This window comes from Clostridium weizhouense (genome assembly GCF_019431045.1).
GTDB lineage: Bacteria > Bacillota > Clostridia > Clostridiales > Clostridiaceae > Clostridium > Clostridium weizhouense.
This window is the reverse complement of record NZ_JAHXPT010000002.1, coordinates 1-13,503: the sequence shown is the minus strand read 5'-3', so window position 1 is coordinate 13,503 and position 13,503 is coordinate 1. Positions and strand designations below refer to the sequence as shown.

The following is a 13,503-nucleotide window of genomic DNA, read 5'->3' as shown; positions in this document are numbered from 1 at the left end:
AGGTAATTGAGCGAAAATATTTTAGGTGGTAGATTATCTTTAGAAGATGGATATACTAGTCCATTACAGAAATTTGCAAGCCAAGTATTAGCAACAGAAAACAAATTTAAGCAGTTTGCTAACAGCATTACTGGTAGCAATCAAAAGATAATTAATGAAACTACAAAGACATATCAACAAGTGGATAAAATAGCAGAAAAATTTATTCAAAAAGGTGATAGTGTAGCTAATGCTATTAATAAGGCAAATGATAGAGTAAAAGAAAATCAAGAAAAGACTATAGAAGGCCTTTCACAAAAGTATATTAAACTTGGAATGACCATACAGGAGGCATATTCAAAAGCCCAAAAAGATTCCAACAATATTTGGAATGGTGGAGGTGGCTCTGGTACTGGTGGTGCTGGAGGTCCGGATGGATTTAAGGATTTTGCACAAAGTTTTTTAACTAGTGGATTTGCGGGAATAATAGGAAAACTTGGTCTTATAGGTGCTGGTATAACAGCTAGTATAGCAGCTATGAAAACCATGAATAACTGGATGGAACAAGGATTTGGAATACTTAATAGAGTAGCAGATGGACTATTTTCTTATGAAGGTGTTAAAAATGCAATAGAAAAATCTATGGACTTTGAAACTGGTAGAATGAAACTTGATTTGTTTTATGGAAATGAAGAAAAAGGACTTGATGCATATCAAAAAGCTACATATGAAGCCAATAAAACATATGCTAGTGAAACTGACACAGTTGATATTATGGCTAAAATGGGTCAAATGAATGTAAGTCTTAGTGAAGATCAATTAGAAAAGTTTCTTGATGTAGCAGGTACTAGAGATGAAGTTGATACAAGCCATATAGGATTAGCAGTAAAAGAAGCTATAGAAGGTAGAGTTAATATGCTGCAAATGTATGGTATTAATAATAGAAACCTTGCATCTTATTATAAAAGTTTAAAGAAATCTAACCCTGAAGAATATAAATCCCTTAAAGGTGCATTAAGCAAAAAAGGTACTGCAGGTGATCCTCAAAAATATGTTAATTTGCTTACTGGCTACATTGAGCAATCTCCAATGGCCGGCTATGCTGAAACTTATGCAAAAACTGTAAAAGGTAAGCTAGAAAGATTAGAGGGCGTATGGGGAAAACTGAAAGCTGAAGTAATGGGAATTGATACTAATACAGGTACTGCAAAAGAAGGAGGAGTATTTGCTGCTGTTGCTAAAATGGTAGATGATTTAAAAGATAAATTAGAAGACAAAGGTACAATAAACGGATTAGAGACTATTGGAAAATCATTTGGAAGTGTTTTCACATCAATTTCAAATGCATTTAGTAAGGCATTAACTCCAGATACTATAAATAAGGTAGCTGATGCAATAACAAAAATAGGAGATGCTTTATCTAAAATGATAGAGCATTTTGTTGATAGTGGTCAATTAGATAATATTATAGATAAGTTACCTTTATTAGTAGAAAAAACAGTTGGAAATGAAGTGATAAATAAAACTTCAAAATTCCAAGTTGGAGCAGATATTGCACAAGGAAATTATGCAGATGCAGCAGAAGATTGGGTTGGTGGAAAAATTGATTGGGTTAATAATTTATTTGGAATAAAAACAGATTATGGAATACTAGGTAGTAAAGGTGTAAAAAGAGAAAATAATTCAAGCACTCCTATATTAGAGGACGCAAATAGTTTGCTTAATAATTTATTCGGAGTTGAATTATTAACAGATGCAAATGCAAATACTTCAATAGATAAAAATACCAAGTTATCAGATGGTGAAAAAAAATCATTAAAAGATTATATAAAAAATGATGAAAAAAATAATTATAATATAACAATTCAAAAAATAGAAGCTAATAATTTCGAGGAAATAATGAGATCTTTAAAATCAGCACAAAAAAATAGAAAGTAGGTGATATATTGAATAATGGTATGACAATGGAGCAGTTTTCATCTTTAATTAGAATAACTACACTTTCTAATTATAATAATATGCAAGAAATTCTAGCTAATACTGATGAAAATACTGCTATTGATAATAGAATAATATTGTTACCAGTATCGCCTAGTGATTTGATGTTTAATGAAGAAGGTGACTCTCAAACAATAAAACTCATGAATTATGGAGAGTTGCCAGTAAGTATGAATAGGAAATTAGCCACCTGGGGAATATCAAGTTTTTTTCCGTCCTTTAAGTATCCTTTTGTCAATGGAGACATAAAGGACCCCTATAGTTATTATTGTGATACGTTGCTGACTTGGAAAAACAATCAAACTCCACTGGCATTTATGTTTAAAACATGGGGAGAGTATTATAATTGCCAAATAAAAAGTTTTAAATTTGGTAGAAAAGATGCGAGCCAAAATGTTTACTATGATATACAATTTCAAGAATATAAGACATTAAATTTAGAAAGTGGAGAAAATGGAGCAACTGATTATCCAGCTAATATGTATTATCCGGATGAAGGTGAATCTATACAAGATATGGCTAAAAAGCTTTATGGGAGTAGTGAATATTATAAAACAATAATGACTTTAAATAATTTAACTAGTCCTGTTATTATGGCAGAAACAGGTTATAAAATAAGATAAATGATTGACAAAACCTTCTAATAATATACAATTATAGTATATATTGTTTAGGGGGATACACATGGAAAGTAACATTGAAAAAAATAATAATGATAAAAATGATGTAATAAGAAAAACGAAATTATCAGGAGAAAATATTGCTACTGTGTTTAATATTGTTGCAATATTAATGATACTTTGTCTTATAGGAGCTTTTATAACTGGTAACATAGGGATATCAATAGGTCTATTGATTGGAGCTATTTCTGTTTTTATTTTTGGCTTAGCTATTAAAGCAGTACTCGGTTGTATTGCTATTATAGCTGAAAATACAGAAAAACAAGTAGAACTGTTAGAAGAAATGCGTAAAAATAAATAAAAAATTTTTAAACACTTAGGAAATCCTAGGTGTTATTTTTATATCTAAATTTAAAGAAAGGAATATTACAAATGGGATTAGACGTTTATGTTTATGATGGTGGTATTTGCAAAAGTTTGAGTGATTTAATTACAAATGTAAAATATACTTGTAGCTTAGATAAAATAGCACAGCAAGTAGACATAACATTAGCTTATGGAATTTATAGTGATTTACCTTCTTTTTATATAGAATCGGGACAAAAAATAGAACTTTACGTTGGAGATAGAAATATTTTTAAAGGTAAAGTAATGACTTCAGATTTAAAAGCAGATAAAGAGGAACTGGAACTGACTTGCTATGACTATATTTGGTATTTAACTAAGTCAAAAGTTGTTTATAACTTTAGTAATATTTCAGCATTTGATGCAGTATGTAAAATTTTTAATGATTTAGAAATTCCATATAGTGAAAATGGAATTTTAGGCGGACCTAATGGTGAAGGTGCATCAATAAATATAGATCATTTAGTTAAAAACAAGAGTGCTTATGATGCCTGTATGATGATAGCAACAGAGGTTCATAATCAGTTTGGAACTTTTTATTATATGTTTATGGATGTAGCAGGAAATGTTGGATTAATGCCATGTGATAGATACTGGAGCAAGCAAACAATTAGACCATGCAGTGATCCTTCTTTGCCTAATCCAGATGGAACGTTAATAGCTTTATCATATAAAAGTGATATGTCAGACATGATTACTAGAGTACAGCTATTCGATAGTAAAGGTAATGCTGTTGATATAGAAACTGGAGATTCAGCTGAAGATGATGAAATAGAAGAAGGTGAAGAGAATGGCTAAATCTTCTGAAGAACTAGAGCATATGAGTATTGGAAAAGCTCAATCATTAGGAACTAAAAAAGTAAATGAATTATTAGGATTAAATAATTTGAAAAATGAAAATGGCGAAGAAGCTGAAGCAATTAATAATACTTTAACTGCGACAGATAGTATTATTAAAAAATATGGAATTATTCAAGATATTATTTTTAAATCTAAAAAAGAAGATGCTTCACTAAAAGCAAAAAGAATATTAAATGAGAACTGCAAGCCTAAAGAAACTATAGAAGTAGAGTGCATAGGAGATATAAACTATAGAGTAGGTTTTGGAGTTCATTTAGTTGCACCATTTTTAAAAGGTTATGAAGATTGTTTTATGTATATTAAAGAAGTAGAACACGAATGGAAATCTAATAATTTATTTATAAGTAAACTTACATTGACACCTAGTAGAGTGATGGATGAAGTAGAATGGTCAGATTTATCTGATGATGAAGATGAAGAAGGAAGTTCAGTTTCTAGTTCTGCTCTATGGGAAAAAATTTATTCTGTTTTAAAACAACAAGAAGGTAAACCATATGCATGGGGAAAACATGGACCAGATACATTCGATTGTAGTGGGTTAGTAGAATATTGTTATAACCAATATACAGATGAATTAGGGCTAACAATAGGTTGGACTACATATGAACAATGCAAGCAAGGAAGCGAAGTAGATAAAGATAATAAAGATAGCTGGGAACCGGGAGATTTATTATTTTGGAAAGCTGACCCACCATATCCTGGCCATGTTTCTGTTTATTTAGGAAATAACAGAATGCTTCATGCACCTAAACATAATGATATAGTTAAAACTGTAGATGTTACAAGAACAGATATATATTCTGTTCGCAGAGTAATTCCACCTAGTAAGTCTGGTACTTATTTTGATATTAATATTGGAGGAATACCTGAAGAGTATCTTGGTAATTTAACTGCTGTCGAGAGTAATTGCAACACATTTATTTCAAATATGAGTAAATATGGATATAAGGATATTATTATAAATAAATCTAATGCATATAAAATAGATTCTTATATTACTGCTGCGATTATAGCAATAGAAAGTGAAGGTAATCCTTATTGTGGAAGTTCATATTATGGATTAATGCAAGTAAGCGGAGGTTCATCAGATCCAGCTAATAATATAGAACAGGGATTGAAAGAATATAAGCAAAAAATGAGTGCTGTTGGTATTCAACCTCATGTAATATTTTCTGCTTATAATTCTGGAGAAGGTACAGTACTTAATGCTTGTAAACAAAATGGATACAATGCATCAACTGTAACAGTTAAACAATTAGGTGATGCTTTATATGATTATGTAAAAGCTCATAATCCTAGTTGGGATGCAAATGAAAAAAAATACTATTCTAGTAAGGTACTTAAAGCTTATAGTATATTAAAATCTAAAAATGCATTGAAATAAGGGGATGATATAATGGCTTCATCATTTGATGAATTTTGGAATTCTATAGATTTACAGCAAAAAAAGAATACAGTTGAAGAACCTTTTAAAATTGCAGAAGTTACTTCAATAGACCCTTTGGTTGTAGAGCTGGAGGGTCTTCCTTTATACAAAAATAATTTATATATTAATCCTTACTTACTGGCATGGTATGAAGAGGTAAATATCATCACTAGCACTAACGATAATCATAATCATACTATTTCAACTATTTATCACTATTCAAAATTAAAAATTGGTTCAAATGTTGTTTGCTATGGGATTGAACATAATGGAACAGAATATCAAAGGTATGTTGTATTGGGGGTGATAGAATAATGGGTGCTTTTCCAGAAGATTTTTATAATAAAGGAATAAATCTAAGAAAGAAAAAAGAAGTACCTTTATTAAAGGATTATGCAATAGATTTGACAACAGGTGAAATATTATTAGATGAAAATAAAAATGCAATTATTGTAGAGGGATTAGATGCAGTAATAGTACAGGCATGGAGAAAAATACACACAAAGAAATTAGATCCATTTGCAAAAGAAGGTTACTTAATCTATAGCAAGAATTTTGGAAGTCAATTTCATAAGCTAATTGGAAAAGGTAAAGATTATGGTGATACATATGCTTATCAAATGCTAGTAGATTGTTTAGTAAACGGAACTTATATTACAGGAATAAGTAATTTTTCAACTAAATTAGAAAAGAGCTGTTATAAGATAAATTATACATTAGAAAGCATCTATGGAAGCAAGGAAGATAGTTTTTATATTGATATAGATTAGGAGGTGATTTGATGGCTTATTATAGAAGCGCAGAAGATATATATAATGAAATGTTTCTAGGATATACTGCAACTAATACTGGAGAAGGAAGTTTGATATATAACGCCTGCATGCCAGTATGTATGAAATTATCTCAATCGCTTTTAGATTTAGATGAAGCAACAAAAAAAGTATTTGCTAGTTCTGCTGTAGAAAGTGGATACTCCCAATACTTAGAAATGAGAGTAAAAGAAGTTGGAATAGAAAGAAAACAAGCAACTTATGCAAGTACTGTAGTAGACGTTAAAGGTTCTCCTAAAGCAAATTTAAAAGCAAATAGTATTGCTGGAATTAAAGATAATAGATTATATATAACTCAAAATGATTTAGTATTAGATCAGGATGGACATGGTGAAGCTATTATAAAAGCAGAAAATTCAGGTAGTAAATATAATGCAAAAGTTGGAGAGATAAATTATTTACCAATAAAATATAATGGGATAACTAGTATCATCAATAAAGAAGCTGTAACTAATGGATATGATAAAGAAAGCGACCAAGCTTTATATGATAGATATTTACTAAAGGTACAAACTCCTGCAACAAGTGGAAATCCATCACACTATGAACAATGGGCTAGAGAAGTAACAGGGGTAGGATTTGCTAAATGTATTCCTGGTAAAGGGTATGTGAAAGTAATAATAACAGATAGTAATAAACGTGCAGCCAATAAGGAATTGATAGAGGAAACTTATAAACATATAGACAATGTTAGACCTATATTGGCAGGAACATTAGAAGTAGCTACAGTAAAAGAAACAAATATTAATATAACAGCAAATGTTGAAATAGATTCGAACGTTATATTAGGAGATATACAAAAGATATTTGCTGATGAAATACAAAAATATATTAATGATATTGTATTTAAATCTAAAAAGATATCTATGGCTAAGCTTGGGGGGCTTTTGATAGGAATAAATGGAGTTATAGATTATTCTAATTTAAAAATTAATGGAGCAAGTGACAATATTATTTTAGGAGAAGATGAAATAGCTGTTTTGGGAAATGTTGAGTTAGGAGTGATGTAGATTGGAGATAAGCAAATTTAATGAAAAGTTAAATAGAATTGATGGAAATATCTACACTATAGAAGAAATTGTAACGCTTATAGATGGTGTATATGAAGCTGAATTAATCCATGATAATGTTAATCTTAAAACTCTTAATATTTATACAGGCTCTAAGCTTACTGGAACTAAGATTAATACCTATAGCACATCAACTCCTTCTTTAACGCCTTGGAAAACTATAATAAAAATATTTTCTAAAGAACCTAAGTTATATATTTCTTATGAAACTACTGGAGATCAAGTTGAAGCAGAAGATATAAACAATTTACAAGATTCTGTTAATCTTACACAAAAAGAATTAAATTCTGAAATTGATAGAGCTACTAAAAAAGAAAATGAGATAGAAAAAAATCTTAATAGTGAAATTGAACGTGCCAAAGTTTCTGAAAAAATTATATCTGATAATTTAGCAAGTGAAGTTAATAGGTCAACTAATGCAGAAAAGCTCTTAACAGATAACTTAAATACAGAAATTAATAGATCTAAGTCTGCTGAGAAAACACTTACTGATAATTTAAATACTGAGATATCTAGAGCAACAAAGTCTGAAGATATTATAAATAAAAATTTAATTGAAGAAGTTAGTAGATCAAAAGCAGCAGAAAAAAGTTTAAATGATAATATCAATAATACAAATAATAGTTTAAATACAGAAATTAATAGAGCTAAAAAAGAAGAAGAATCTATAAAAAGTACTTTTAATAGTAATAAGCCTAATTGGGATGATGCTTATAATAAAAGACATATTCATTCTAATAAATCTATTTTAGATGGATTAGGTGAAAGTACTACTGGAGATTTAACCTTTAAAGGTGGAAAAATAGTAAGTACAACAGTTAATGGTCTTACAGATGATATTATTCTTGAAGGTGGTAACAATGTTACTGTTTCAAAAACTGGTAATAAAATTGTAGTATCTACAGCTGGAGGACAAGAAAAAATAGTAACTAATACTCCTATAAATGTATCTCAAAATGATTGGATATTAGATAATAATTCTGGCACCTATAATGTTATAGTACAGCATAACTTAAATGATACTAATATTATAATAGGTGTTTATAATGGGACACAAAAACTTGAGTTGGTAGGAATTAAAATAAAAGATGCCAACTCTATTATTTTGTCAAATAATGAACCTATAGACTGCAAGGTTATTATTAATTCTAGTGGACAGCCTACTGAAGTTATAGATAATTTAAATTCTAGTGATTCTAACAAGGCTCTTTCAGCTAAACAAGGAAAAGTCTTAAAAGATTTAGTAAGTGCTGTTCAAGGAGGTGTTTCTATTGGAAAAACATTAGAAGATGCAAAACCAATAAGTCTATTTTTTGAAATAATAGACTAGAAAGGAGTGTTATATGGATATAAATAGAATCTTAAAAAAGATACTAGAAGTAGATGATCTAATATCAAAAAAGCATGAACATTCTAATAAAAACATTTTAGATAAAATCAATCAATCTTCATTGGATAATTGGAGTGATAAATATACTAAAAATGAAATAGATAATAAAATAAGTAGAGTTATAACAGATTTAGATTGGAAAGAAAGTGTAAATACTTTTAGTGATATATCTAAAACTTATCCTAAACCCGATGATGGTTGGACTGTTAATGTAAAAGATAATAATATCACTTATAGATATGATGGTTCTAAATGGATAGATATATCATCAAATTCTATTCCTTTAGCTACTTCTAGTTTAGATGGTAGAATGTCTAAAAATGATAAATCCAAATTAGATGGAATAGCTAATAATGCAAATAATTATACACATCCGAGTACTCATGCAGCAAGTATGATAACAGAAGATTCAACACATAGATTCATGACTGATACTGAAAGAAATAATCTTAATGATTGTAATAATAAAAAACATACTCATGATAATAACAGTATTATAGACAAGATAACACAGGCACTTTTGGATAACTGGAATAGTGCCTTTTCTCATGTTTCAGATGCTGTAAAACATATTACAAGTAATGAGAGAAATCTTTGGAATACTGTAAGTAATAGAGTTAGTAAATCGGGTGATACCATTTCAAACCCAAATTACAGAGGACAATTAAACATAAAACGAGATGCTAATGGTTTTTCAGAAATACTTTATAGTAATATTAATGGTAATTTGGGTTCAATGGGATTTGACCCAAATCAAAATGCGGTTATAACTAACGGTAATGATACCAAGACAACTAAAATATACCACGAAGGTAATAAGCCAAGTAAATCCGATGTTGGTTTAAATAATGTGGATAATACGAGTGATTTGGAAAAACCTATTTCAAAAGCTACTCAAAATGCTTTAAATGGAAAAGCTAATAGTTCACATACTCATAGTAAAGCCAATATTACGGATATGCCTACAAAGCTAAGTCAATTTGTTAATGACAAAGGTTATATTACAGCTAGTGATGTAGATACTTCTCAAAATCATGTGCATAGCAACAAACCTATATTAGATAAGATAACACAAGCTTTAATAGATTCTTGGAATACTGTAAATAAAAAAACTGATAAATCATATGTAGATGGAGAATTGACGAAAAAAGCTAATAATCATAATCATCCTTATAGACAAGATACATGGGTTCCATCATGGGGTGATGTAACTGGAAAACCTAGTACTTATACGCCTAGCGGTCATACTCATGATGATAGATATTATACAGAAACAGAAATAAATACTAAGATTAATGATTTAAATAATAAAATTAATAGTAAAGCTAATAGTTCACATACTCATACAAAAAGTCAGATAACAGATTTCCCAACTTCATTACCTGCTAATGGAGGAACATCATCCGCTTGTAGTATAGATGGTTATGGTTCACATAATGGACTATTTGCAGGGATAGCTGATGGAGCAGATTTTTCTAAATATAATCTAGAATTAAGTTCATGGTATGGAATAGGATTTACTAGCACCTGTGGAACTAATGGTTGTACTACTGTTATAAATACTAGAAATGGAGATATCGCATCTAAAGGAACAATTAACGCAAATAATTTACAAGTTAATGGAGCTAATGTATATACTACCAATAGAAAACCTAATAAATCAGATGTTGGATTAAATAATGTAGATAACACTAATGACTTAGAGAAACCAATATCTAAAGCCACTCAAAATGCTCTTAATAATAAAATTGATAAAAGTGCTTCATGTAATAAAAACTGGAATTGGTCCGGTCAAGGAGGACAACCAAATTGGTTATGGGGTGGTAATGATTCTAATAACATGTATGTATATAATCCAAGTAATTTTAATGTAAGTCATGCAAAGAGCTCGGATTCAGCTAATACTGCTGTAAAATTAGCAACAGCTAGAAATATAGCATTAAACGGTGCAGTAACTGGAAATGCTATATTTGACGGTAGTGAAAATATAAATATAAATACTACTAGAAGTGGTTATGATAAATATTTTTCTTTTAACAATGTAGCTTACATGAAATTGCTTACTATAACAGTAACATCTAATTATAGTAATAGTCCTATAATATTTGATTTAATAGGCAGAAGTGCAAATCAAAAAACTACATTTACTATAAAATTTAATAATGAAAATAATATTACTCCTAATATCTCATTATTTACTTATGAAGGAAGTATATCATATGGAAGTAATGCTAAATTATATAAAGTAAGTGCAACAGGAAATACGTATGAAGTTTGGATAAAACAAGCTGAAGGATATGATGCTATAGCTATATCTAATTTATTTCATTCTAATTGTACAGTTAATTTTAATGGTACAACAGCTACTTCATTACCTAATAATTATGCTACTACAATTAATTGCTCTATAGCTACAATAACTTCTAATGTTTATGGAACTGCGACAAAAGCAACGCAAGATTCTGATGGGAAACAAATAAATATGACCTATGTAAAAAAAGGCATGACCTGGAATGAGTTAGAGGGGGTATAGATTATGGCAACAAGGAAAATTCGAGTTAAAGATTCAGCCGGAAATATATATCACCTTGAAACTGAAAGTGATGTAGTTTTAATAGCATCCGATAAATTTAAAAGTTCAAATGTAAAAGGAGCTCTTGAAGAACTAGAGGATAAGAAAGTAAAGAAGGGTATGACCTGGAATGAACTGGAGGGATTATAGATGCGATATGGACAAAGCCAGTATGGATTAAGTAGATATGCAGAAAATATCCCTAATAAAGAAGATTTAAAAAAGTATTTTGTAGATTTAACTAAATATGTACCATCTTTTATAAGTAATTTAAAAGAAATAAAGGCTATCTATGATGCTCAAGGCATGGAATTAGGTAGTCTTTATTATTGCATTGATGATTTAATTAATCAGTGTTTTATAGATACAGCAACATGGGGACTAGTCTACTGGGAACAGGAATATGGTATAGAAACTAATCTTAATTACAGCTATGAAGAAAGAAGAGAAATCTTAAAGGCTAAAAAAAGGGGACAAGGCACATGTACTAAAGCACTTATAAAAAACGCTGCTGAAGCCTTTTCTGGTGGAGAATGTAATGTAATAGAAAATACTGGACCATATGAATTTACAATACAATTTGTAGGTGTGAAAGGTATTCCACGTAATTTACAGGCTTTCAAGGATATGCTAGATAATATAAAGCCTGCTCATTTAGATTATAAATTTAAATACACCTATACAAACTGGAACTACTTAGATGGTAAGAACTTATCCTATAACAATGCAGATAGTATTGCGTGGGACGACTTAGAAATTTACGATTAAGGAGATGATTAAAGTTGAGAAAAAGTACAAACTATGGATTAAAGTTAATGGAAGGTACTGACAATGTTAAACGTCAGGACTTTGTGGACAACTTTGAAATTATTGATAAAGAATTAAAAGCTAATAATACATCAGTAAATAATGTTATAAACAAAGTTGAAAATATAAAGATTGCAGATGGTACTACAAGCCAAAAGGGTATAGTACAACTAGAAGATAGTATTTCAAGTACATCTACAATTAAAGCAGCTACACCAAATTCAGTTAAAGTTGCTTATGATAAAGGAAATGAAGCATTAAATAAAGCTAATCAGGCTTTTCAGTATGCCAGTAATGGGAAAAATCTTATTGCTGGCAAAGTTGGAAATGTAAGTGGAAATAATACTCATGCAGAAATAGCAAATAGGATACAAATCGATAAGAATACAGCAGCTAGTAATCTTAATAGTAAAGGTGTAAGTGCTAATGGAAATGAAACTTTAGCTAGTTTGGTATCTAAAATAAGTAAAATAACAACAAATGGATTTTCATCCGGAGAAACATATACATCTAAAACAGGACAAGGTGAAAAACATGAAATATTTATTAACGTAGGATTTAAGCCATCTGCAGTTGTAATATATAATTATAACACCGTAAAAAAAATAAACAGTTTATACGTTCCTAGTCTAGAATTGTTTTTGAAAAACGATTTTTCAATGGATGTTGTAAGGGTAACAGAAGATGGATTTTATGCTTATGAAACTTTTAATAGACCAGGTGGGGATGTTGTTAGATATATATGTTTTAAATAAAAAATTTAGTTTAATAATATTTTAAAGGAGAGATAATATGAAAACATTAATAATTTACGACAATACAGGATATATACTAATGCAACAAACAGGTTCTTATAAAGTACCAGAAGGAGGCATACAATACTTAGAGGCAGAAATACCTAAAGGTAAAATGGTTAAAGGCGTAAATGTAGAAACAAAAGAACTTGTTTTAGAAGATATACCAAAAACAGAAATGGAATTACTTAAAGAAGAATTATCTCAAAATGCAAAAGAAATGGCGAAGAAAGATTTAGCTATAGAGCAACTACAAAAAGATGTAGCAGATTTAACAAAACAAATAGTAGGAGGTATTAAATAATGAATTGGTTTGAAAAAGTAAATAGGTATTATAATGATTGGCATTGCTATAATAATGCAGATGTATGGGACTTTGTAAGTTATAAAAAAATAACAACAGAACAATATACAGAAATAACTAAAGTGGAATATACAGAAGCAAGACCAGCAGAAGTTGCTGTACAATAGAATAAGGAGCTTATAAATATGAAAAAGCTTTTATGCATAAAAAAAGATTTTGAAGGTATTTTAGAAAAAGACAAAATATATTTTACAGAATGTGAAACAGATGATCTATATAGAATTTGTATAAATAATAATACTTATTGGATTAAGAAGTTTTTATTTATAGTAATTGAATAATTTAAATGGCAATAAGTGAGCACCAATAGGGTGTTTTTGGTACGTTATAAGTGTAGCCAATAATCTTGTAAAAGATTAAAGCTAGCACTTATTTTTTTTACACTAT

16 protein-coding genes are annotated in these 13,503 nt (G+C 29.4%); all 16 read left to right on the top strand.

Annotation, left to right across the window (positions count from 1 at the left end):
* Positions 1–6: 6 nt before the first annotated feature.
* The 16 genes from KYD98_RS02575 to KYD98_RS02490 all read left to right on the top strand — a co-directional run bounded on the left by KYD98_RS02575 (position 7) and on the right by KYD98_RS02490 (position 13,397).
* Positions 7–1,917, top strand: coding sequence for a hypothetical protein (locus tag KYD98_RS02575; protein ID WP_219778030.1), 1,911 nt, complete (start codon positions 7–9; stop codon positions 1,915–1,917).
* Positions 1,918–1,925: 8 nt separating this feature from the next.
* Positions 1,926–2,600, top strand: a complete 675-nt coding sequence (locus tag KYD98_RS02570) for a hypothetical protein (protein ID WP_258049597.1) — start codon at positions 1,926–1,928, stop codon at positions 2,598–2,600.
* A 61-nt stretch (positions 2,601–2,661) separates the two neighbouring features.
* Complete coding sequence (locus KYD98_RS02565; protein WP_219778029.1) at positions 2,662–2,958, top strand: hypothetical protein; 297 nt, start codon at positions 2,662–2,664, stop codon at positions 2,956–2,958.
* A gap of 71 nt (positions 2,959–3,029) precedes the next feature.
* A complete protein-coding gene (locus KYD98_RS02560) occupies positions 3,030–3,800 on the top strand; it encodes an XkdQ/YqbQ family protein (RefSeq protein WP_219778028.1) in 771 nt (256 codons plus the stop codon).
* Positions 3,793–5,247 (top strand): NlpC/P60 family protein, encoded by a 1,455-nt coding sequence (locus tag KYD98_RS02555; protein WP_219778027.1) that lies wholly within the window; start codon positions 3,793–3,795, stop codon positions 5,245–5,247. The genes KYD98_RS02560 and KYD98_RS02555 overlap by 8 nt, the downstream gene beginning before the upstream one ends.
* A 12-nt stretch (positions 5,248–5,259) precedes the next feature.
* The gene (locus KYD98_RS02550) at positions 5,260–5,604 is read left to right on the top strand and encodes a DUF2577 domain-containing protein (RefSeq protein WP_219778026.1); all 345 of its coding nucleotides are present in this window, start codon (positions 5,260–5,262) and stop codon (positions 5,602–5,604) included.
* On the top strand, positions 5,604–6,059 hold the full coding sequence (locus tag KYD98_RS02545; RefSeq protein ID WP_219778025.1) for a DUF2634 domain-containing protein: 456 nt from the start codon (positions 5,604–5,606) through the stop codon (positions 6,057–6,059). The genes KYD98_RS02550 and KYD98_RS02545 overlap by 1 nt, the downstream gene beginning before the upstream one ends.
* 11 nt (positions 6,060–6,070) lie before the next feature.
* Entirely contained in the window at positions 6,071–7,129 is a 1,059-nt protein-coding gene (locus KYD98_RS02540) for a baseplate J/gp47 family protein (RefSeq protein WP_219778024.1), read from the top strand.
* A gap of 1 nt (position 7,130) precedes the next feature.
* The gene (locus KYD98_RS02535; protein ID WP_219778023.1) at positions 7,131–8,519 is read left to right on the top strand and encodes a hypothetical protein; all 1,389 of its coding nucleotides are present in this window, start codon (positions 7,131–7,133) and stop codon (positions 8,517–8,519) included.
* Between the two features lie 13 nt (positions 8,520–8,532).
* A complete protein-coding gene (locus tag KYD98_RS18065; protein ID WP_258049596.1) occupies positions 8,533–11,112 on the top strand; it encodes a tail fiber protein in 2,580 nt (859 codons plus the stop codon).
* 3 nt (positions 11,113–11,115) lie between these two features.
* A complete protein-coding gene (locus tag KYD98_RS02515) occupies positions 11,116–11,301 on the top strand; it encodes a hypothetical protein (protein ID WP_219778022.1) in 186 nt (61 codons plus the stop codon).
* On the top strand, positions 11,302–11,919 hold the full coding sequence (locus KYD98_RS02510) for a YmfQ family protein (protein WP_219778021.1): 618 nt from the start codon (positions 11,302–11,304) through the stop codon (positions 11,917–11,919).
* Between the two features lie 14 nt (positions 11,920–11,933).
* The gene (locus KYD98_RS02505) at positions 11,934–12,713 is read left to right on the top strand and encodes a phage tail protein (protein ID WP_258049594.1); all 780 of its coding nucleotides are present in this window, start codon (positions 11,934–11,936) and stop codon (positions 12,711–12,713) included.
* A gap of 37 nt (positions 12,714–12,750) precedes the next feature.
* Positions 12,751–13,056, top strand: a complete 306-nt coding sequence (locus KYD98_RS02500; RefSeq protein WP_219778020.1) for a hypothetical protein — start codon at positions 12,751–12,753, stop codon at positions 13,054–13,056.
* Positions 13,056–13,223, top strand: coding sequence for an XkdX family protein (locus KYD98_RS02495; RefSeq protein ID WP_219778019.1), 168 nt, complete (start codon positions 13,056–13,058; stop codon positions 13,221–13,223). The genes KYD98_RS02500 and KYD98_RS02495 overlap by 1 nt, the downstream gene beginning before the upstream one ends.
* Positions 13,224–13,241: 18 nt before the next feature.
* Entirely contained in the window at positions 13,242–13,397 is a 156-nt protein-coding gene (locus KYD98_RS02490) for a hypothetical protein (protein ID WP_219778018.1), read from the top strand.
* The last annotated feature ends 106 nt before the right edge of the window (positions 13,398–13,503 follow it).